We start from the raw sequence: 20,689 nt of genomic DNA, 5'->3' as shown, positions 1-20,689 counted from the left end.
GACGGACGGGAGGCGCGGTGCCAGCTGGCACCGCGCCTCCAGTCCGTCAGTCGTCCTCGTGCGCAGCCAGGGTGGCGAGCACGAGCTTCGCGATCCGCCGTTGGCCGGAGTCGTTCGGGTGGATGCCGTCCGTCGAGTAGATCCCAGTGCCCGAGTGGTCGGCCCGCGGGAGAGCGTCCGCCAGGCCGACGAAGGCAGCGCCACCCTTCGCTGCGGCGTTCTCGATCTCGGCGAGGTAGGTCGACCACGGGCTCGCCATGCCGTCCGTCATGCTCGAGGCCGGGTCGAACTCACCGATCACGAGCAGCGAGGGCTTCGTGGGGAGCGCCGCGAGGGCCTTCAGGAACGCCACGTACTGCGTGCCGAGTTCCTCGGGGGTGAGCTTCGACGCGTCGTTGCCACCCAGCGTGATCGTGATGAGGTCCGGAGCGGCACGACGCATTGCCGTGAGGAAGCCCTCCTGGTTCTTCGTGAACGTCGCGATCGTCGCTCCGGAGTGCGCGGAGTCGTAGCGGTGGATGCCCTTGCCGCGGTCACCGTCGTAGATCGTGAACCCCAGCAGGGAGAACGGCGAGACAGCGGTGACGGTCACCGTGTGCTCGCCGCTCGACAACCCGTCCACCGTTGTGGTCGTGCCGGTGCTGGCGGTCCCCGTCGTGGCGACGGTCTCCGGTGCGGCACCGTCGACGCTGTAGGTGAACGCACCGGACCCGGGGTACCGCGCCCACCAGATGTCGATCCCGGTGCCCGTGAAGGCGTACGTCCGCGAAGCGCCGGCCTGCATCGCGACCGACCGGTAGCCGAGGTCGGGCACGGTGGCGTCGAACTGGCTCGACCCCGAGCTCGCCGTCGCCCAGTCACCCCACGTCGAGTCCGGGCCGTACACGGCGAACTGTGCCGGGAGGTACCCGGCACCACCGGTGGCGCCGTCCGTCGGGTGCTGCGTGCGGAGCTCGTCGAGCGCGAGGTCCATCCACCTGGTGGAACGGGCGGAGGCGCCCTGCCCCTCGGTGATCGAGTCCCCCAGGGCGACCCAGTTCGCGGGTTCGTCGGCACGGTCGGCCACGGCCGCGTTCCAGGTGGCGAGGGGATCGGCGGCCTTCGGGGCCGTCTGCGTGGAGCACCCCGACACGACGATCGCCAGGAGCGCGACGGCCACACCGGCCACGACCCGGGCTCCCCCTCGACGCCGTCCACGAGCAGTGCTCCGCAGTGGGCCGTTCACGTTGCCTCCCGTGCGTTGGGGTGTGGTCCGCGACCGAGTGCCGGGTCGGGCAATGCTACGCGACCCGCTCTCGGAGCTCGAGACCGGACGACTACGGGAGCACCTGCTGGAACACAGCGACGGCCCGACCGATCCCGACGATGATGCCGATGACGACAACGGCGATGCTGATCCACAGCGGCCACATGGGCCGTCCCGGTGCGACCTTGCGGACGACGACGTACCGGCCGATGACGTAGACGATCGGCGACAGGAACGCCCAGGGCCAAGAGAACGGCCGGACGACGCCACGCCGCCCGAGGGCCCGGTGGTCGAAGAACGCGAGCACGACGTTCGCGGCGTACAGGAGCACGGAGAAGGCCTGCAGCAGGAAGTACCCGGCGGTGTAGATCGAGGTCGGGTCCACCGTCCGGACGCCTCCCGGACCGACGCCGTACCGGACGTGCGGTTGGTAGAGGAAGGTGACGGGGAGCGAGAGCAGCGGGAGCAGCGCGAGGACCCAGACGAACCAGGTGTCCGTCGGCACCTGCTCGGGGAGCCGCGGACGCGGCAGCTGCGAGATCGGCGGCCCGACCTGAGCGGTCCACTGGGTGCCGTCCCACCACCGGGTGGCGTGCTGACCTGACGGATCGGGGTACCAGCCTGGCGGCGTCGGTGACGACACGGTGCGCTCCTCGGAGTTCGACGGGAGCGTCAGCCCCCGTGCCGACCGTAGTGCAGCACGGCGGTGACCGCCGCAAACCACGGCATGACGGATCGCTCAGGTCCTGGTCACGCCTCGGCGCGCGACCGACCCGCTTCGTCCGGAGCGACGTCCTGCTGCACCGCGAACTGCGTCCGGTGCAGTTCCTCGTACCGCCCACCCGCCGCGAGCAGCTCCTCGTGCGTCCCGCGCTCCACGATCGAGCCGTCCTCGACGACGAGGATCTGGTCCGCGCTCCGGATGGTGGAGAGTCGGTGCGCGATCACCATCGCCGTCCGTCCCTCGAGCGCCTCGCTGAGCGCAGCCTGCACCGCGGCCTCCGAGGTGGAGTCGAGGGCCGCCGTGGCCTCGTCGAGGATGACCACCCGCGGCTGAGCGAGCAGGAGCCTCGCGATCGTCATCCGCTGTCGCTCCCCGCCGGACAGCCGGTAGCCGCGCTCCCCCACCATCGTGTCGAGCTGGTCCGGCAGGGACCGGATCAGCGTCTCGAGGCGCGCGCGGCGGACCGCGTCCCACACCTCGTCGTCGGAGGCGTCCGGCCGCGCGAGCCGCAGGTTCGAGCGGATGGTCTCGTGGAACAGGTGCCCGTCCTGGGTCACCATGCCCATCGTGTGCCGGAGGGACTCGAAGGTCACGTCGCGGACGTCCTCACCGGCGAGCCGGACGGCGCCCTGGTCGACGTCGTAGAGCCGCGAGAGCAGCTGCGCGATCGTGGACTTGCCCGCGCCCGAGGTCCCGACGAGCGCGACGGTCTGTCCGGGCTCGATCCGGAACGAGATGCCGTGCAGGACCTCGTCCCCGCCGCGGGTGTCGAGCGTGGAGACCTCCTCGAGCGAGGCCAGCGACACCCGGTCGGCGGAGGGGTAGGCGAACCGGACGTCGTCGAACTCCACCGCGACCGGACCGTCCGGCACGGTCACGGCACCGGGCTTCTCCTGGATGAGCGGTTCGAGGTCGAGCACCTCGAACACCCGCTCGAAGCTGACGACCGCGCTCATGATCTCGACGCGGGCGTTCGCGAGGCTGGTCAGCGGCACGTACAACCGGGTGAGCAGGAGCGCGAGCGTGACCACGTCACCGGTGTTCAGCTGGCCGCCGAGCGCGAGGACCCCGCCGAGGCCGTACACGAGCGCGAGGGCGAGCGCCGCGACGAGCGTCAGGGCGGTGACGAACACGAACTGCAGCATCGCCGTGCGCACCCCGATGTCCCGCACGCGGGCCGCACGGACGCGGAACTCCTCGGACTCCTCGTCCGGCCGCCCGAAGAGCTTGACGAGGGTGGCGCCGGGTGCCGAGAACCGCTCGGTCATCTGCGTGCTCATCGCCGAGTTGTGGTCGGCGGCCTCGCGACGCAGGGCCGCGAGTCGACCACCCATGCGGCGGGCGGGCACGAGGAACACCGGCAGCATGAGCACCGCGATCACCGTCACGAGCCACGACGTGCTGAGCATCACGGCGAGGGTGAGGACGAGGGCAACGAGGTTCGTGACCACGCCGGACAGCGTGCCGCTGAAGGCCTGCTGCGCCCCGATCACGTCGTTGTTGAGGCGGCTGACGAGCGCGCCCGTGCGGGTCCGGGTGAAGAAGGCGATCGGCATCTTCTGCACGTGGTCGAACACCGCGGTACGCAGGTCGAGGATCACCCCTTCGCCGATCCGGGCGGAGTACCACCGGGTCGCGAGCGACGAGGCGGCATCGGCCACGGCGACGACGGCGATGACCACCGCGAGCCAGACGATCGTGCCGACCGCCCCACGAGCGGCGATGACGTCGACCACCTGGCCGGCGAGCACCGGGGTCGCGACCGCGAGGAACGCCCCCACGACCGAGAGCGCGATGAAGACCACGAGCTTGGCGCGGTACGGCGTCGCGAACGTCATGATGCGCTGGAGCGACTCGCGGGAGATCCCGTGCTTGCCGTCCTTGGCCGTCGAGATCTTGTAGAGCGAGCTCCAGGCCGCGCCTTCCATGCTCATGGCAGTTCCCTCCGCACCGCGGAGTCGACGCGGGCCGGCAGCCAGGATACGGCGGTCCGGTGACGCTGGACGCGTTTGCAGAATGGCGACCGAGTGACGGACGGGAGGCGCGGTGCCGGCTGGCACCGCGCCTCCCGTCCGTCATCGCTCGGGCCGATCGACCGGTCCGGCGGCGTCCGGTCGCAGGTCGTCCTAGATCAGGTCGTCTGAGACCCTTCAGAAGCTCGCGTTCGAGCGGCTCTCAAGATTGCAACGAGGAGTTCGACGAGGGTCGGTACGAGCATAACCCCCGAGGCAGAGGCGACGGCCAACGGGACTGCGGGCGCGCTCGTGTCGATTGACTGAACGAGGAGCGCGAGACACAGGAGGCAGGTGAGCGCCGACTGACGTACCAGCAGCTTCCCGGCGTCACCACGCAGTTTCTCGTCAAACAGGTGCCAATTGAGGACGATCGCGATGCATGCAGAAATGACGACGAGCATCCAGAAGAGGATGACGTAGCCCCACAAGCCAGCATGATCACGAATCAGCACTCCGATGGCGATACCGCCGAAACTGGCGCCGACGTATCCGTACCAAAGCTCGAGCCTGAACGACGCTTGCGTCTTCTTCGGGAACGGATTCGTGAGGAGCGTCGTTTCGCTTCGCGAGACTGCGGTCACGATGACGGCCAGGAACGCGACCGATGATGCGAACAACAACACCACGACGCCTCGTCCGAGCACCTCGACCAGCGGCTCCGGACCGTTGGACTTCGCGTCCGGCGGCAGGACGACGAGTGCAGCACCGGCGACCCCGACGAGCAGGCAGCACAGGGCATGCCACCGGAATCGCCACGGCGCGCGCGCCGTCTTCCCGCTCGTGGGCGAAGCCTCCGAGCTTGCAAGCCAGATGAACTCGCACGCCCCCATGATCCCCATGGAGGTGTACCCAAGCACCGGCCTGCCCCACAGCCCGACAGCGACCACCGCGAATACGAGAGTGACTATCCCGAGAACAAGGGACGCGGTCGAGATGATGGGTGCCCGCTCCTTACACCATCCGGCAGCTCTTCGAAGCCACCTGTCCACGTTCACGGTCTCATCATTCATCTGGTGCCCCTGTCGGCAGCAGGCGTTCTTCCGTAACCGAATCCGACAGACTCTTCGATGAAACCTCGTGTTCAGCGCCACCTCTCAACCCCCGGTGGCGGACTACCCGAGCGGCTCGACGCCGTAGCTCGTGACCACCGCTCGCAACTCGTCCAGGTACGCCTGCGCCTGGACGGTGAGGGGAACCGAGGCGTGGGCGATCCACCCGATCTCGATGCGTTCGTCGACGTCGAGCGGGATGGCGACGATCTCGGGGTCGAGGTCGTCGCTGATGAGGCCCGTCGAGATCGTGTACCCACCGAGGCCGACCATGAGGTTGAAGATCGTCGCCCGGTCCGAGACGCGGATCTCCCGCTTGCTCGACATCGTCGACAGGATCTCCTCGGCCAGGTAGAAGGAGTTGTTCGCGCCCTGGTCGAACGTGAGTCGGGGCAGGTCGGCGAGGTCCTCGAGGGTCGCGCGCTCCCGCGACGCGATCGGGTTCCGCCGGGAGACGAAGATGTGCGGCTGGGCGACGAACAGCGGGGTGAACACGACGCCGGCGTCCCGCAGCAGCTTCCCGAGGACCTGCTTGTTGAAGTCGTTGCGGTAGAGGATGCCGACCTCGCTCCGCAGCGTGCGGACGTCCTCGATGATGTCCCAGGTGCGGGTCTCACGGAGCGAGAACTCGTACTCGTCCGCGGCCGCCGCTTCGACCATCCGGACGAAGGCCTCGACGGCGAACGAGTAGTGCTGCGCCGACACCCCGAGCAACCGACGCGACGCCTGCCGCCCGACGTACCGCTGCTCGAGCAGGGAGACCTGCTCGACGACCTGCCGGGCGTACCCGAGGAACTCGACGCCGTCGACGGTGAGCACGACGCCTCGGGCCGAACGGGTGAAGAGCGGGCGACCGATCCGTGTCTCGAGGTCCTTCATCGCCGCGGACATGGTCGGCTGCGACACGTAGAGCAGATCGGCCGCGGCGCTCATCGAGCCCTCGGTCGCGACCTCGATGAAATACCGGAGCTGCTGCAGGGTGATGTCGTTCGAGACCCGGGCCATAGGCCGAGGCTATACCGCCGCATAGTGTCTCGGTATTACCTGATGACCTCGGGATCCCGCCATGATCGACACATCATGGCGAGCGAGATCACCTTCAGCATCACCCGGACCCGGTTCGACGAGGACTACTCCCCGTCGGACAGCTCCCGGCTGACCACGAACTTCGCCAACCTGGCGCGCGGCGAGCGCCGGCAGGAGAACCTCCGTGCCGCGCTGGCGATGATCGACGAGCGCGCGAACGAGCTCTCGGCTGCCGGTGATCGCTACCGCCTGCAGCTCGACATCGTCTCGGCCGCACTGCAGTTCTCCGACGGTGGATCGGACGCCGAGTTCCCGCTGCTCGAGATGCTCGACGTCACGATCGTCGACCAGCACACCGGCGAGCACCACCACGGCATCCTCGGCAACAACTTCTCGTCGTACCTGCGCGACTACGACTTCTCGGTGCTGCTGCCGTCGTCGCCGGGCCTGCCGTCCGACTTCGGTGTGCTGCACGGGGCCCTCTTCCAGCGGTTCCTTTCGTCGTCGGCGTTCCACGACGGCTTCGGCGCCGAGCCCGTCGTCTGCATCAGCGTCTCGACGAGCCAGACCTACCGCCGGACCGGGTACGTCCACCCCGTCCTCGGCGCCGAGTACGAGCACGAGCACTCCTCGCTCACCGACGACTACTTCGGCCGGATGGGCATGCGGGTCCGGTACTTCCAGCCCGCCGGAGCGTCGGCCCCGCTCGCGTTCTACTCACGCGGCGATGTCACCACGGACTACACGGACCTCCAGCTCATCGGCACGATCGCCACCATGGAGACGTTCCAGAAGATCTACCGGCCGGAGATCTACGCCGCGAACACCCCGGCCGGCAGCACGTACCGCCCCTCCCTCGACCACACCGACTTCAGGCCCACCCCGGTCACCTACGACCGTGAGGAGCGCAGCCGCCTCGGGATCACCCAGGGCCGGTGGACCGAGGAGCACCTCGTGACGCCACACCGCGCACTCCTCTCGCAGTTCGCTGCCGAGCCCGTCCCCGCCCGCTGACCGTCTGGACCGTCACCTCCATGAGTTCTCTCCTCCCCACCGCGATCGTCGGCAGCCTGCCGAAGCCGTCCTGGCTCGCCGAGCCCGAGCGCCTCTGGTCCCCCTGGCAGCTCGACGGCGCCGCCCTGACCGAGGGCAAGCAGGACGCACTCCGATCCGCCGTGCACGAGCAGGAGCACCGCGGGATCGACATCGTCAGCGATGGCGAGCAGACCCGCCAGCACTTCGTCACGACGTTCATCGAGCACCTCGACGGCATCGACCAGGAGCGCAAGGAGACCGTCCGGATCCGCGACCGCTACGACGCTGCCGTCCCCACGGTCGTCGGCGCCGTGAGTCGCCCCGCCCCGGTGTTCGTCGACGACGCCAAGTTCCTCCGCGCGCAGACCGACCGGCCGATCAAGTGGGCACTGCCCGGCCCGATGACCATGATCGACACGCTCTCCGACCAGCACTACAAGTCTCGCGAGAAGCTGGCGTGGGAGTTCGCCACGATCCTCAACCAGGAAGCCCGGGAGCTCGAGGCCGCCGGCGTCGACATCATCCAGTTCGACGAGCCCGCCTTCACCGTGTTCCACGACGAGGTGCAGGACTGGGGCGTCGCCGCGCTCGAACGCGCCACCGAGGGCCTCCGCGCCGAGACCGCCGTGCACATCTGTTACGGGTACGGCATCGAGGCGAACAACAAGTGGAAGGAGACGCTCGGGGCGGAGTGGCGACAGTACGAGCAGTCGTTCCCGCTGCTCCAGCAGTCGTCGATCGACATCGTGTCGCTCGAGTGCATCCACTCTCACGTGCCGCTCGACCTCGTGGAGCTCATCCGGGGGAAGAAGGTCATGCTCGGGGCGATCGACGTCGCGACCGAGGTCGTGGAGACCCCGGACGAGGTCGCGGAGGTGCTGCGGCGGGCGCTCGAGTTCGTGGATGCGGACAAGCTCATCCCCAGCTCGAACTGCGGGATGGCGCCGTTGGCGCGGGGTGCGGCGCTCGGGAAGCTCAGTGCGCTGTCCGCTGGTGCGGATATCGTGCGAGCGGAGCTCAGCAGCATCCCCGTGCCGGCAGCGCTGTAGCGGCCAGGCTCCACAGCAGCGCGCCTCGACAACAGGGCGAGCCGTTCGTCGTTTCGTGCCGGAGCGGCCCGCCGAAATCGAGTCGCGACCAGCCCGTCAGCTATATCAGGTCGACTCAGGCAATTTGGCATCTCGCCGCTGCGGCACCGCGGCTGGCCATCGTACGTTTCACACACTGGAGATCGCGAGCGAGCCTGTGCGCATGACTGTCCGCCCCCTCGGTGGCGGTCAACCAAGTCCTCTCAATCCCGAACTTGGCTGTCGGTTGGTGGACGGTCCCGCGGCGCCTGCGCCGCGGGCTTTCGCCCATACGCTCTGCAACGTCAGCAGCAGCGAGCGGAAGGCCATGGACACGGCCAAGATCCTCGCCGGTCAGTGTGACGCGGAGGTCGAGGCACCGCTGACCTCGGTGACATTGACCGCAGGTCGACCAGCTAGCTCGAACCGAGGAGTTCGAAACGACCGTCGACGCGTTTCTCCCAAGCCATGTCGGTGTGTACGAGGCAGGGCACGGGCCGCTGACAACCAGGCCGCGTCGGGCGGCCGGTCAGACACATCGCGGCACAGACTAGCGATGAGGGCGTCGTCTCAATCGCCCGCGGCAGGGTCGGTGAGTCCTGCAGCCGGAGAGCCTCCGACGTGAGCGCACCAGTCGCACACTCGGCCAGCCCACGACGGTCTGGTCCTCCACCATTTACCTCCCAGCACTGAACCCTGCCGTTGTCGTGGGAGTGTGTCCGCTGAAGCGGGCGTGTGCTGCGGCCAGCAAAAGCGCGCGGTCAGTGGACGGCAGCCAGAATTCTATCCAGATGCTCCTGACTAGCCCGGTTGTTCTGCTCCTCGGCCGCGAGGGCTGCGCCTAGCCATGCTGAACCTTTACGGACAGCTACTCCTGGGGCCAGCCGCTCCAATTCACCTTCTCGAACGGGAACGACGCCTGCCTCGGACAACAACTCGAGGAGTCGAAGCACATGACTATAGCTCTCCCCTCGGAAAGCGCTCACCCCGTGGGACTTCACTTGGGCCCAAGGTGAATCATTCGCGCGAATTGCCGCAGACACGGCGTCTCTTAGTTCCCGCGAGTATTGCTCCGCTTGCCTCCCGTCAAGCAGTCCTGTAACAGCATCGAGCACGTGCGAAACCTTCACGGTCTCGCGCGGAGCACGCAAATCAGCAGTTGCCTTCTCCCACACTTCCTGCAACTCATCACGCCAAACACAGCCGAGCGCGCGCACCAATCCACTCAGGCGGACGACGTCGTTGATGATATCGAGATCCGGCGCAGCCACAACGGGAACGTTCAAGGCTCGAAGCGCCTGGCAAACCTTCGCCATCCCGTCCTTGCCCCCAGTCGGAACGAACAAAACTTCGCTGCGCGGCAGCGGGTCATCTCTCCCATGGTTATCAAGAGCCGCCGCCAGGTATGCACAATCTCCGTCGGCTTCAGCTACTACCACCAAACGATGGAAGAGACCATCGAGCACATTCGAATACTTAAGTACAGGATCAGCCCATACGGCTCGCAGATCAGTGGAATTGAGCTGGTGAACCGAGGCGTGACCCCCGTCCCGCGACAGCCTGACTACCGTGATTGGCACGTCGACCTCAAGAAGACCGGCCAGCAGATTGCGGTCGTGGGTCGCAATTATTATTTGCGCTCCCTGTGACGATAGGGTACCGAGCTCTCTCCCGAGAGCATGAGCCTGGGGAGGATGGAGGAAAGCTTCTGGTTCGTCTAGGAGCACGACCTCGTGCGAAGCGGTTACCAGGGGCAAAAGTTGCCCCATGACACTCCGCATACCGTCACCCTGGGAGTCGAGGTCAGGAAGTGCGGCCATCGCCGCAAGGTATTCATGGCTAATCGCGTCGACCGGCGGCGCAGGCACTCCGACCGAACCAATTCGAAGGCGCAAGGTTCGACCAAGATTATCCAAGGTAAGAGACTGCCCGAATATGCGCTCGGCGACGCCTCGAATGCGCTCCAACATCTCACTGGAATCTTGGAGGTGATGGATGGGGCTCGTCGCTGGATCTGTAATCGATGAGCGCATTTCGGCAGCGCCGCCAACGTTGAATCTTCCCTGAGCGTCCCCATGGAACATAAGATACGGCGCTAACGCACCGAGACCCGGATCCCCATGACCCCAGTTCATCGCCAGGCTGCCAGGGGTGATGTGGCCCCAATTTGGTATGAGAAAGCCCCGCGCCCCAAGGTGCTCTTCGTAGTCGAGCCGCTCCGCGCTCCAGGCCACGAGGTCAGCTTGGGTGCCTTCGGTGGTGATTTGAATAGACTCCAGAGCGATACCTTGGCCCGAACTCTGGCCCGGCTGAGCCATCAGTTTAGCTGCGATTTCGCGCAGTAGTGTGGATTTGCCCGCGTTGTTTGCGCCCACGAGGACAGTGACGCCCGAGTGCTGCGGAACAAAAGTTGCTCCACCGTTCAGGTGCACCGCGTCAACCGACAGTCCCACCGCAGTTGAAGCGCCTCCTGCGAGGTGCCCCTCGCCGACAGCGGATAGACGGTCGCGCCAATTACTGCTCATCACTCGCCCGAAAAGGACTCAGAAGTCCCAGTCCTCGTCCTCGGTCTTCTCGGCCTTGCCGATAACGTACGACGACCCGGAGCCCGAGAAGAAGTCGTGGTTCTCGTCGGCGTTGGGCGACAGCGCCGACAGGATCGCCGGGTTCACGTCCGTCGTCTCCTTGGGGAACATCGGCTCGTAGCCCAGGTTCATCAGCGCCTTGTTGGCGTTGTAGTGCAGGAACTTCTTGACGTCCTCGGTCAGCCCGACGCCGTCGTAGAGGTCCTGCGTGTACTGCACCTCGTTCTCGTAGAGCTCGAAGAGGAGGTTGAACGTGTAGTCCTTGATCTCCTGCTTGCGCTCCTCGGAAGCGCCCTCGAGGCCCTTCTGGAACTTGTACCCGATGTAGTACCCGTGGACGGCCTCGTCGCGGATGATCAGGCGGATCAGATCGGCGGTGTTCGTGAGCTTCGCCCGCGAGGACCAGTACATCGGCAGGTAGAAGCCGGAGTAGAACAGGAACGACTCGAGCAGCGTCGAGGCGACCTTGCGCTTCAGGGGGTCGTCACCGGTGTAGTAGTCAAGGACGATCTGGGCCTTCCTCTGCAGGTTCACGTTCTCAGTGGACCAGCGGAAGGCGTCGTCGATCTCGGGCGTCGAGGCCAGCGTCGAGAAGATCGACGAGTAGCTCTTCGCGTGGACCGACTCCATGAACGCGATGTTCGTGTAGACGGCTTCTTCGTGCGGGGTGATCGCGTCGGGGATCAGGCTGATCGCGCCGACGGTGCCCTGGATGGTGTCGAGCAGCGTCAGGCCGGTGAAGACCCGCATGGTGAGTTGCTGCTCCGCCGGCGTCAGTGTGTTCCACGACTGCACGTCGTTCGACAGCGGCACCTTCTCGGGCAGCCAGAAGTTGTTGACCAGCCGGTTCCAGACCTCGACGTCCTTGTCGTCCTGGATGCGGTTCCAGTTGATGGCACTGACCGCACTGATCAGCGGGATGGACTTGCCCGTGGCGTGGACCGGGTCGGTGAGGGTCATGGATGTTGTCTTCCGGATTCGAGATGGTGATCTGATGGCGGACTGGAGGCGCGGTGCGGGGCCCGCCCCGCGCCTCCAGGAAGAGAGCAGCAGCTCTACAGCATGCAGCTGACGCAGCCCTCGACCTCGGTGCCCTCGAGCGCGAGCTGGCGGAGACGGATGTAGTAGATCGTCTTGATGCCCTTGCGCCATGCGTAGATCTGCGCCTTGTTGATGTCGCGCGTGGTGGCGGTGTCCTTGAAGAACAGCGTCAGGGACAGGCCCTGGTCCACGTGCTGCGTCGCCGCAGCGTACGTGTCGATGATCTTCTCGGCACCGATCTCGTACGCGTCCTGGTAGTAGTCCAGGTTGTCGTTCGTCATGAACGGCGCCGGGTAGTAGACGCGACCGAGCTTGCCTTCCTTGCGGATCTCGATCTTCGACGCGATCGGGTGGATCGACGACGTCGAGTGGTTGATGTACGAGATCGAACCGGTCGGCGGGACGGCCTGCAGGTTCTGGTTGTAGATGCCGTGCTCCTGGATGGACGCCTTCAGCGCCTTCCAGTCGTCCTGCGTCGGGATCGTGATGTTCGCGTTGTCGAAGAGCGAGGCGACGCGAGGCGTGGCGGGGGTCCACGCCTGATCGGTGTACTTGTCGAAGAACTCACCCGACGCGTACTTCGAGTCGCGGAACCCGTCGAAGGTCTCGCCGGTCTCGATCGCGATCTTGTTCGACGCACGAAGGGCGTGGAACAGCACCGTGTAGAAGTAGATGTTCGTGAAGTCGATGCCCTCTTCGGAGCCGTAGTACACGCGCTCACGAGCGAGGTAGCCGTGCAGGTTCATCTGGCCGAGGCCGATGGCGTGCGACTTGTCGTTGCCGTCCTCGACGGAGCGGACCGACGTGATGTGCGACATCTGCGACACCGAGGTGAGGCCGCGGATGGCGGTCTCGATGGTGCGACCGAAGTCCGGCGAGTCCATCGTCAGCGCGATGTTCAGCGAGCCGAGGTTGCAGGAGATGTCCTTGCCGATCTCGTTGTACGAGAGGTCCTCGTTGAACGTGGTCGGGGTGTTGACCTGCAGGATCTCCGAGCACAGGTTGGACATGTTGATCCGACCCTTGATCGGGTTGGCCTTGTTCACCGTGTCCTCGAACACGATGTACGGGTAGCCCGACTCGAACTGGATCTCGGCGATGGTGGTGAAGAAGTCGCGCGCCTTGATCTTGGTCTTCTTGATGCGCGAGTCGTCGACCATCTCGCGGTACTTCTCGGAGATCGGGACGTCGCCGAACGGGATGCCGTAGACCTTCTCGACGTCGTACGGCGAGAAGAGGTACATGTCCTCGTTGTTCTTCGCGAGCTCGAACGTGATGTCCGGCACGACGACGCCGAGGGACAGCGTCTTGATGCGGATCTTCTCGTCGGCGTTCTCACGCTTGGTGTCGAGGAACCGCATGATGTCCGGGTGGTGGGCGCTGAGGTAGACCGCGCCGGCACCCTGACGCGCACCGAGCTGGTTCGCGTAGGAGAAGGAGTCTTCCAGCAGCTTCATCACGGGGATGATGCCCGAGGACTGGTTCTCGATCTGCTTGATCGGGGCGCCGGCCTCGCGGATGTTGGAGAGGAGCAGGGCCACGCCGCCGCCGCGCTTCGAGAGCTGCAGCGAGGAGTTGATGCCGCGCGAGATCGACTCCATGTTGTCCTCGATGCGGAGGAGGAAGCAGGAGACGAGCTCGCCGCGCTGGGCCTTCGCGGTGTTGAGGAACGTCGGGGTCGCGGGCTGGAAGCGGCCGGCGATGATCTCCTCGACGAGGTCGATCGCGAGCTGCTCGTTGCCCTGTGCGAGGCCGAGGGCGGTCATCACGACGCGGTCCTCGAAGCGCTCGAGGTATCGCTTGCCGTCGAACGTCTTGAGCGTGTAGCTCGTGTAGTACTTGAACGCACCGAGGAACGTCTGGAACCGGAACTTCTTCGAGTACGCCAGGTCGTTGAGCTTCTGGATGAAGTCCAGCGAGTACATGTCGATCGTCTCGCGCTCGTAGTACTCGTTCTCGACCAGGTAGTCGAGCCGCTCCTTCAGGTTGTGGAAGAAGACGGTGTTCTGGTTGACGTGCTGCAGGAAGAACTGCTTCGCGGCTTCACGGTCCTTGTCGAACTGGATGTTCCCGTCCGCGTCGTAGAGGTTGAGCATCGCGTTGAGGGAGTGGTAGTCCATCCCCGTCTGCGGCGACGTCAGATCGACGTCTGCAACTGCTGCGTCCAAAATGCATCCAATCCTGTGTTGACCGCTGACACGTCGTCAGGAGTCCCGAAGAGTTCGAATCTGTAGAGGACGGGGACGTTGCACTTGCGTGCGATGACGTCCCCCGCGAGACCGTAGGCCTCGCCGAAGTTCGTGTTGCCCCCGACGATCACACCGCGGATGAGCGAGCGGTTGCGTTCGTCGTTGAGGAACTTGATGACCTGCTTGGGGACCGCTCCCTGCCCGTTGCCGCCACCGTAGGTGGGCAGCACCAACACGTACGGCTCGTCCACGTGGAGGAACGGGTCGTTCGGGTAGAGCGGGATCCGGTCCGCGTCACGGCCGAGCTTCTCGACGAAGCGTGCGGTGTACCCGGACACGCTCGAGAAGTAGACCAGTCGGCTCATGGTGCCCCTCCGATGAGAAGGTGCGGACAGACGGACCAGGCGGGCAAGGGGACGCAATTTGCGCCTCCCGAAATGCCCTGACCTGCGGGCCCCTTCGGGGCCCGCAGGATGACTACGCGAGTTCGGCGCTGAGCGTCGCGATCTTGTCGGGACGGAAGCCCGACCAGTGGTCGTCGTCCGTGACGACGACGGGCGCCTGCAGGTAGCCGAGGCTCTTGACGTGCTCGAGCGCGGCTTCGTCGGTGGAGACGTCGTGCACTTCGTACTGGATGCCCTTGTTGTCGAGCGCGCGGTACGTCGCGGTGCACTGGACGCAGGACGGCTTGGTGTAGACGGTGACGGCCATGATCTCCCCTGGTTCTGCTGTTGCTGTGGTGGTTGTACTGGTGCCTGTGTGCAGCAGGTTCCGGGAGGGGCCGCTGCGATGCCTCCACACTACATCTAGTGGCTGGCGGAGTCACCGACCACAAGAGGAAGTGTTACAGCCGTGTAGTTCTCCACAAGCTCCTCCACAGTGTGAAGAGCTCGGAGAGGCCCGTGATTCCGCCATTCTCCGGCGGACCACCGACACTTCCCCACACCCGTGGACAGCATCGGTCCACATGTGTGGAATCAGCGTGTCGGCGTGTCGCGGGCAGCTCGCCGTCCAGACCTCCCCCGGACGGGTGACAGGGCCGTCCGTCCGGTCCGTACACTCGTCTCGTGAGCACGTACGGCCCCCTCCTCAAGACTCCCGGCGTGGGTCGCGTCATCGCCGCGCAGCTCACCGCACGGTTCCCCTTCGGCATGCTGTCGCTGGCCTACCTGCTGCACGTCGAGCACGTCTTCGACTCGTACGGCGCCGCCGGTCTCGTGCTCGCGACGACGAGCATCGGGCAGGCGATCGCGGGTCCGCTCACCAGCCGCTGGATGGGCAGCTGGGGCATGCGGCCGGTGCTCATCCTGACGAGCCTCGTCGCGCTCGTGAGCATGGCCGTCATCGCGTTCTTCGTCATGCCGCTGTGGGCCTACGTGGTCGTCGGGTTCCTGGGCGGCCTCGCCGTCCCGCCCGTGCAGCCGGCGGTGCGCACCATCTACCCCAAGATGGTGACCTCGTCGCAGCTCACGCCGCTCTTCTCCCTCGACGCGAGCGCGCAGGAGCTCATCTGGGTCGCCGGCCCGGTCATCACGACGTTCGTCGCGACGCAGATCGGCACGATCCAGGCGATCGTCGTCGCGATGGTGTTCCTCGTCGTCGGCGGCACGTGGTTCATCGCCTCCCCCGAGCTCGGCCGGGTCCGCATCCCGCGGTCGAAGCGAGCGTTCGGCGTGGTGCTGAAGCGGCCGTCGGTCGTCGTCGCCACCCTCACGGGCCTCCTCCTCATCGGGGCCTGCGCGGCGGTCGAAGCGAGCGTCACGAGCGTCTTCGGCGAGGGCAGCCCGAACGCCGGCATCGTCCTCGCCGTGTTCGCCATCGGCTCGCTCATCGGCGGCCTCACCCTCGGCCACCTGCCGATCTCGCGCAACACCCTGTGGACGCGCATGTCGATCGTGTTCGTCGGACTCGCGCTGGCCGTGGGCGGCACGAACTTCTGGTGGCTCTGCCTCGCCCTGGTCATCGCCGGCGCCGGCATCGCTCCGGCCCTCGCGGTCATGTTCGGCTCGGTCTCGGCGACGGTGAAGTTCTCCGACACGGCCGAGGCGTACGGCTGGATGGGCACCGGCCAGCTCATCGGTGCTGCGGGCGGTTCCGCGGTCGCCGGCTTCCTCATCGACAGTCAGGGGGCGACCGGCGGGATGATGGTCGGCGCCGTGATGGCCGCGGTGGGCGTCGTCCTGCCGCTCGTCACGAGGCGCTGGCTGCCCGACCTGCGTGGTCGCGACGCGAGCCCCATCCCCGACACCGAGCCGGTGAACATCCCCACCTAGGCGCGAAACACGCGTGTTCCGACATCGCGCGCGTCGATCGACGCGTGTCACGTCGATGACGTGGTGCGACGCCCAGCCTGGAGGCGCGGCGCACCCCCGCCACGATCGGCAGGATGGGTGCATGGTCACCTCAGTCCCCCTCCGCGACGGCGCATCGATCCCCGCCATCGGCTTCGGCGTCTACAAGGTCGACGACACCGAGGCCGAGACGGCGGTCGGTCTCGCGCTCGACGCCGGCTACCGGCACGTCGACACCGCCGAGATGTACGGCAACGAGACCGGCGTCGGGAAGGCGATCCGCGCCTCCGGGCTCGACCGTGACGACGTCTTCGTGACGACCAAGGTGTGGAACGACCACCAGGGGCGCGACGCGACCCTGCGGGCGTTCGACGCGAGCCTCGAGCGACTCGGGCTCGACACCGTCGACCTCTACCTCATCCACTGGCCGGCCGCGGCGAACGACCGTTACGTCGACACCTGGCGCGCCCTCGTCGAGCTGCGCGAGTCGGGGCGCGCGCGCAGCGTCGGGGTCTCGAACTTCCAGATGCCGCACCTCGAACGGCTCATCGAGGAGACGGGCGAGGTCCCGGCGGTGAACCAGGTCGAGCGGCACCCGTGGCTGCCGCAGCGTGAGCTCACGGCGTTCCACGCGCAGCACGGGATCGTGACCGAGGCCTGGTCACCGCTCGGACGCGGGCGGCTCATCGACGAGCCGGTGCTCACCGGCATCGCGGACGCCCACGGGGTGAGCGTGGCGCAGGTGCTCGTGCGGTGGAACGTGCAGCAGGGGGTGGTGGTGCTGCCGAAGTCGGTGACGCCGTCGCGGATCCGGTCGAACCTCGACGTCGACGGGTTCGTGCTGAGCGACGACGACCTCGCGGCGATCGCGTCGCTCGAGTCGGGGCAGCGCACGGGGTCCCACCCGGACTCGGTGTCCTGACCCGCGTAGGTTCTTCGGGGTGAACGATCCTCAACAGACCGCGCGTGAACACCTCCGGCCGGACGAGCACCTGTACTGGGCGGGGACGAGCGATCCGGCGAAGCTGTTCGCCGGACAGGACGTGTTCCTGGTGCCCTTCTCGGTGCTCTGGTGCGGGTTCGCCGTGTACTGGGAGCTCACCGCCGCGACGTCCGGCGCACCGGCGTTCTTCCTCGTCTTCGGGGGCGTCTTCGTCCTGCTCGGCCTGTTCTTCGTCTTCGGCCGGTTCCTGCTGAAGGGTCACCGGAAGCGCACGACGGTGTACGCGGTGACGTCTCGCCGAGCGCTCGTCATCACGCCTCGAGGCTCGCGGGAGGTCTCGGTGGGCCGCACCGACCGGACCATCACGTGGAGCAAGGACCGGCAGCACTGCTCGGTGGAGTGGAACACCGGCCAGCCGTCTGGGCTCCAGGCGTTCGTCAGCGGTTCCGGAGCGGCACGCCTCTACGCGAACACGGGTCTCGACGCGATCGCCTTCGGCCCGCAGCCGTTCGCGTTCTGGGACGTCCGCGACGGTGAGGAGCTCGTCCGCGAACTCGACCGGGTGGCGAGCTAGCCCCGGCGGTCCTCCTCCGACTGCCACGGCAGGTGCAGGTCGCCGGGCTCCGGCTCGACGTCGCCCGCGTCGTCGGCGCCACCCGTGCCCGGAGCGGCGACGATCCGCGAGGGGTCGATGCCGTCCGCCTCGAGGTCGGCACGATCGCGCTGCGACGTCTGCGACGCCTCGGTCTCCCGCTCGCTCGACGGGCTGTACGAGGTGTCGGCCGCGCGCTGCTCACGCTCCCCGACGCCGTCCGCGCCCTCGTGGTGTGCAGCCTCGCGCAGGGCGTCGGCGCGTGCGCGGTCGTCGGAGTCCTCGGGGCCCGGGACGTCGGGGATGCTGTCGCTCATGGCGCCGACCGTAGGCCTCGCTGCCCGAGCGACGTCCCCGGCAGTCCGATCGACGCACCCGACCGGTGGTCCGCCCGAGGGCGACCGCTCGATCCCGCAGCATCGGTACCGATCCGGTCACGAGTCCGGAACGCGCCTCGACCCCACGCTACGATCACCGCGAGCCAGGCGAGATCCGACGCCGGCCGGGGACGAGGGGGATCATGCGACGAGCGGTGACGAGGGGACGGACGACTGCGGTGGTGCTGCTGTCGGCGGTCGCAGCCATCGGACTGACCGGCTGCTCGGTGCTCAGCGGACCCGATCCGGTGCCGAGTCCGACCCGGTTGGCCGTGCAGGGACCGGACGCCACCGAGCGACCGACGCCCTCCGCCTCCCCGACCCCCGAGCAGGTCCTCCCCGCCGGGACCGTCGCCGCCGAGACCGACGTCGTGTCGAAGACCGGGGACACGTCGATCCACGTGCGGGTCACGGCCGATGCCGACGGCGTGTTCACGGTGCACCTCTCGGACTACCGGACGACGAACCCGCAGCCGATGTCGATCCAGTTCCGCCACCGCGTCGCCGGGTTCCAGGACGGCTACGACGCGGTCGCCCGTGGGTTCGTGCAGTGGGACCGCGCGTCCGGGCCGCCCGACTCGTACACGCTCGACGCCGGCGCACGGCCCGACTACCTCGCGAGCGCCGTCCTGGTGCCGATGTCGTCCGGCGACGGCAGCAGCGACGCGGACCGCCCGTGGGTCGGCTCGGTGCTCGCGGTCGGCACGCTGACGTGGAAGATCCCGAACCCCTACCCGGACCTGCGCGTGACCGTGGGGAAGGCCCGCCCGGGTGCGTACGGGTACGTGAAGGACGTCGACGGCACGCCCACCTGGTACATGGTGTCGCACGGCGACGACCTCACCACGGTGTCGAAGCGCTTCGGCGTCACCCCGGCGCAGTTCGAGTGGATGAACCCCTACCTCGAGCTCCGCGGCGACAAGTGGCTCAACGAGGACGCCACCCTCAACATCTCCCCCGCGAACCGCTGACGCCGGGGGTCGGTCCGGTCCGTTACGGTTGACCAGCACTCGCCACACGCAGGAGGTCCCACCGTGACGATCGTCGCCGCAGCAGACGGCTCAGCCCTCGGCAACCCCGGCCCGGCCGGCTGGGCCTGGTACGTCGATGACGACCGCTGGGCCGCCGGTGGGTGGCCGAACGCCACGAACAACCAGGGCGAGCTGACCGCCGTCCTCCAGCTGCTCCGTGCCACGAAGGACACCGGCGAGCCGCTGCACATCCTCTGCGACAGCCAGTACGCGATCAAGGCGTGCACCGAGTGGCTCGCGGGCTGGAAGCGGAAGGGCTGGCGGAAGGCCGACGGCAAGCCCGTGCTGAACGTCGAGATCATCAAGGAGCTCGACGCCGAGCTGCAGGGCCGCAAGGTCACGTTCGAGTGGGTCCGTGGACACGTCGGGCACGAGATGAACGAGGCGGCCGACGTCCGCGCCCGCGGTGCCGCGACCGCCTACCAGCAGGGCACCGAGGTGCCGCACGGCCCGGGGTGGCCGGGTGTCGAGGTCACCGAGCCGGCCGCGCTGCCCGAGGCGACCCCGCCCGCGACCCTGTTCTGATGCAGCCGCGCGACGCTCAGTAGGTGCCGTCGCGACGATCCTGACGCGTGATCTGCTCCCCGGACGCCGGGTCGACCCCGCTCCGCGTCGTGGTCGTCGTACGACGTCCGCCGAACGCCACTGCGAGGCTGATGACGAGCAGGACCACGCCCGCTGCCATGAGGATGTAGCCGATCAGGCGCAGGTCGACACCCGCGAGCTGGATGTTCAGGGCGAACGCCACGATGGCGCCGACGACGATCAGGGCGATGCTCGATCCGATGCGCACGGTGGGGTCCTCTCGATCCTGGTCGCGGACCGATCGGCCCGGGACTGGCGTCGAACGTACCCGTTCGTCAGAGCGCCCGTTCCCAGAGCGCGACCGTACTGACGAGGTGGTCGTACCGGTACGGCTTCTCCTCCCCCGTCGGCTCGTACCCGAGCGCCCGCCAGAACGGCTCCGCCACCGCCGCGTTCGACGCGACGATGGCGAGGCGCAAACGCTCCACACGCAAACGCTCCAGGCGCGAGCGCTCCACGCGCGAGCGCTCCACGCCCGAGCGCTCCACGCCCGAGCGCTCCACGCCCGAGCGCTCCACGCCCGAGCGCCCCACGCCCGAGCGCCCCGACGCCGCCCGGACCCGCTCGACGACCGCGTCGTGCATCGCCCGCCCGAGCCCCCGACCCTGCTCGCCCCCTCGGACGACCAGCAGCCCGATGTACGCGGCGGGCGGCGACGGGTACCCGAGCAGCACGTCCGCGAACGCCACGAGCCGCTCCCCCTCCCACAGCCCGAGCCCGACCTTCCCCACCGGATCGAACCCGTCCGGCACCGACAGCAGCGCGCTCAGCCCGTCGGACGGCCCCGGCGGGTACCCGGTGATCCGCAACGCGTAGTCCGGCACCGACTCGAGCAGGTCCTGCAGCGCGGCGACGTCGCCGTCGGCCGAGGAGCCGCCGAGCTCGCGCACCAC

The 20,689-nt window shown here is 67.4% G+C and carries 20 protein-coding genes; 7 read left to right on the top strand and 13 right to left on the bottom strand.

The genetic code is table 11. From position 1 onward, the window contains the following. Window positions 1–46 precede the first annotated feature (46 nt). From ACEN8D_RS14525 to ACEN8D_RS14505, 5 genes are all read right to left on the bottom strand, one after another. Window positions 47–1,168, bottom strand: coding sequence for an SGNH/GDSL hydrolase family protein (locus ACEN8D_RS14525; RefSeq protein ID WP_413461419.1), 1,122 nt, complete (start codon window positions 1,166–1,168; stop codon window positions 47–49). 148 nt (window positions 1,169–1,316) lie between these two features. Continuing rightward, window positions 1,317–1,889 (bottom strand): DUF2510 domain-containing protein, encoded by a 573-nt coding sequence (locus ACEN8D_RS14520; protein WP_413399700.1) that lies wholly within the window; start codon window positions 1,887–1,889, stop codon window positions 1,317–1,319. A 107-nt stretch (window positions 1,890–1,996) separates the two neighbouring features. Continuing rightward, window positions 1,997–3,904 carry an ABC transporter ATP-binding protein gene (locus ACEN8D_RS14515; protein ID WP_413399701.1) on the bottom strand — a complete coding sequence of 636 codons (1,908 nt, stop codon included), beginning with the start codon at window positions 3,902–3,904 and terminating at the stop codon, window positions 1,997–1,999. 197 nt (window positions 3,905–4,101) lie between these two features. Continuing rightward, window positions 4,102–4,995: a hypothetical protein gene (locus tag ACEN8D_RS14510; protein ID WP_413398092.1), complete on the bottom strand. Its 894-nt coding sequence runs from the start codon at window positions 4,993–4,995 to the stop codon at window positions 4,102–4,104. Window positions 4,996–5,097: 102 nt separating this feature from the next. Beyond that, window positions 5,098–6,039, bottom strand: coding sequence for a LysR family transcriptional regulator (locus tag ACEN8D_RS14505; RefSeq protein WP_413398091.1), 942 nt, complete (start codon window positions 6,037–6,039; stop codon window positions 5,098–5,100). Window positions 6,040–6,114: 75 nt separating this feature from the next. Between ACEN8D_RS14505 and ACEN8D_RS14500 the strand changes: the two genes are divergently transcribed. Then, window positions 6,115–7,074, top strand: a complete 960-nt coding sequence (locus ACEN8D_RS14500; RefSeq protein WP_413398090.1) for a putative oxygenase MesX — start codon at window positions 6,115–6,117, stop codon at window positions 7,072–7,074. A gap of 20 nt (window positions 7,075–7,094) precedes the next feature. Further along, complete coding sequence (locus tag ACEN8D_RS14495; RefSeq protein ID WP_413398089.1) at window positions 7,095–8,144, top strand: methionine synthase; 1,050 nt, start codon at window positions 7,095–7,097, stop codon at window positions 8,142–8,144. Between the two features lie 779 nt (window positions 8,145–8,923). Here ACEN8D_RS14495 and ACEN8D_RS14490 read toward each other — a convergent pair. From ACEN8D_RS14490 to nrdH, 5 genes are all read right to left on the bottom strand, one after another. After that, a complete protein-coding gene (locus tag ACEN8D_RS14490; RefSeq protein ID WP_413398088.1) occupies window positions 8,924–10,687 on the bottom strand; it encodes an ATP-dependent nuclease in 1,764 nt (587 codons plus the stop codon). Between the two features lie 18 nt (window positions 10,688–10,705). Beyond that, the gene (gene nrdF, locus ACEN8D_RS14485) at window positions 10,706–11,707 is read right to left on the bottom strand and encodes a class 1b ribonucleoside-diphosphate reductase subunit beta (RefSeq protein WP_413398087.1); all 1,002 of its coding nucleotides are present in this window, start codon (window positions 11,705–11,707) and stop codon (window positions 10,706–10,708) included. Between the two features lie 95 nt (window positions 11,708–11,802). Then, the gene (gene nrdE, locus ACEN8D_RS14480; protein WP_413398086.1) at window positions 11,803–13,908 is read right to left on the bottom strand and encodes a class 1b ribonucleoside-diphosphate reductase subunit alpha; all 2,106 of its coding nucleotides are present in this window, start codon (window positions 13,906–13,908) and stop codon (window positions 11,803–11,805) included. A gap of 17 nt (window positions 13,909–13,925) precedes the next feature. Then, the gene (gene nrdI / locus ACEN8D_RS14475) at window positions 13,926–14,342 is read right to left on the bottom strand and encodes a class Ib ribonucleoside-diphosphate reductase assembly flavoprotein NrdI (RefSeq protein WP_022906556.1); all 417 of its coding nucleotides are present in this window, start codon (window positions 14,340–14,342) and stop codon (window positions 13,926–13,928) included. A gap of 112 nt (window positions 14,343–14,454) precedes the next feature. Next, entirely contained in the window at window positions 14,455–14,688 is a 234-nt protein-coding gene (gene nrdH, locus ACEN8D_RS14470; RefSeq protein WP_022904483.1) for a glutaredoxin-like protein NrdH, read from the bottom strand. 356 nt (window positions 14,689–15,044) lie between these two features. Here nrdH and ACEN8D_RS14465 point away from each other — a divergent pair, with 356 nt between their 5' ends. From ACEN8D_RS14465 to ACEN8D_RS14455, 3 genes are all read left to right on the top strand, one after another. Then, the gene (locus tag ACEN8D_RS14465; RefSeq protein WP_413398085.1) at window positions 15,045–16,250 is read left to right on the top strand and encodes an MFS transporter; all 1,206 of its coding nucleotides are present in this window, start codon (window positions 15,045–15,047) and stop codon (window positions 16,248–16,250) included. 121 nt (window positions 16,251–16,371) lie between these two features. Continuing rightward, on the top strand, window positions 16,372–17,190 hold the full coding sequence (locus ACEN8D_RS14460) for an aldo/keto reductase (protein ID WP_413398084.1): 819 nt from the start codon (window positions 16,372–16,374) through the stop codon (window positions 17,188–17,190). Between the two features lie 19 nt (window positions 17,191–17,209). Further along, window positions 17,210–17,785 carry a hypothetical protein gene (locus tag ACEN8D_RS14455; protein ID WP_413398083.1) on the top strand — a complete coding sequence of 192 codons (576 nt, stop codon included), beginning with the start codon at window positions 17,210–17,212 and terminating at the stop codon, window positions 17,783–17,785. On the opposite strand, the gene ACEN8D_RS14450 is transcribed toward ACEN8D_RS14455, so the two are convergent. Beyond that, entirely contained in the window at window positions 17,782–18,120 is a 339-nt protein-coding gene (locus ACEN8D_RS14450) for a hypothetical protein (RefSeq protein ID WP_413398082.1), read from the bottom strand. The genes ACEN8D_RS14455 and ACEN8D_RS14450 overlap by 4 nt on opposite strands. Window positions 18,121–18,323: 203 nt before the next feature. Here ACEN8D_RS14450 and ACEN8D_RS14445 point away from each other — a divergent pair, with 203 nt between their 5' ends. Both ACEN8D_RS14445 and ACEN8D_RS14440 read left to right on the top strand, forming a co-directional pair. Further along, on the top strand, window positions 18,324–19,151 hold the full coding sequence (locus ACEN8D_RS14445; RefSeq protein WP_413398081.1) for a hypothetical protein: 828 nt from the start codon (window positions 18,324–18,326) through the stop codon (window positions 19,149–19,151). Between the two features lie 63 nt (window positions 19,152–19,214). Beyond that, window positions 19,215–19,736 (top strand): ribonuclease H family protein, encoded by a 522-nt coding sequence (locus tag ACEN8D_RS14440; protein ID WP_070417909.1) that lies wholly within the window; start codon window positions 19,215–19,217, stop codon window positions 19,734–19,736. 16 nt (window positions 19,737–19,752) lie between these two features. On the opposite strand, the gene ACEN8D_RS14435 is transcribed toward ACEN8D_RS14440, so the two are convergent. Together ACEN8D_RS14435 and ACEN8D_RS14430 are read right to left on the bottom strand one after the other, a co-directional pair. Continuing rightward, entirely contained in the window at window positions 19,753–20,004 is a 252-nt protein-coding gene (locus ACEN8D_RS14435; RefSeq protein ID WP_079237130.1) for a DUF6458 family protein, read from the bottom strand. A gap of 67 nt (window positions 20,005–20,071) precedes the next feature. Next, window positions 20,072–20,689, bottom strand: a complete 618-nt coding sequence (locus tag ACEN8D_RS14430; RefSeq protein WP_495601047.1) for a GNAT family N-acetyltransferase — start codon at window positions 20,687–20,689, stop codon at window positions 20,072–20,074.

The organism is Curtobacterium sp. Curtsp22 (assembly GCF_059492135.1).
The sequence above is the reverse complement of the archived record's forward strand: the minus strand, read 5'-3'. Positions and strand labels throughout refer to the sequence as shown.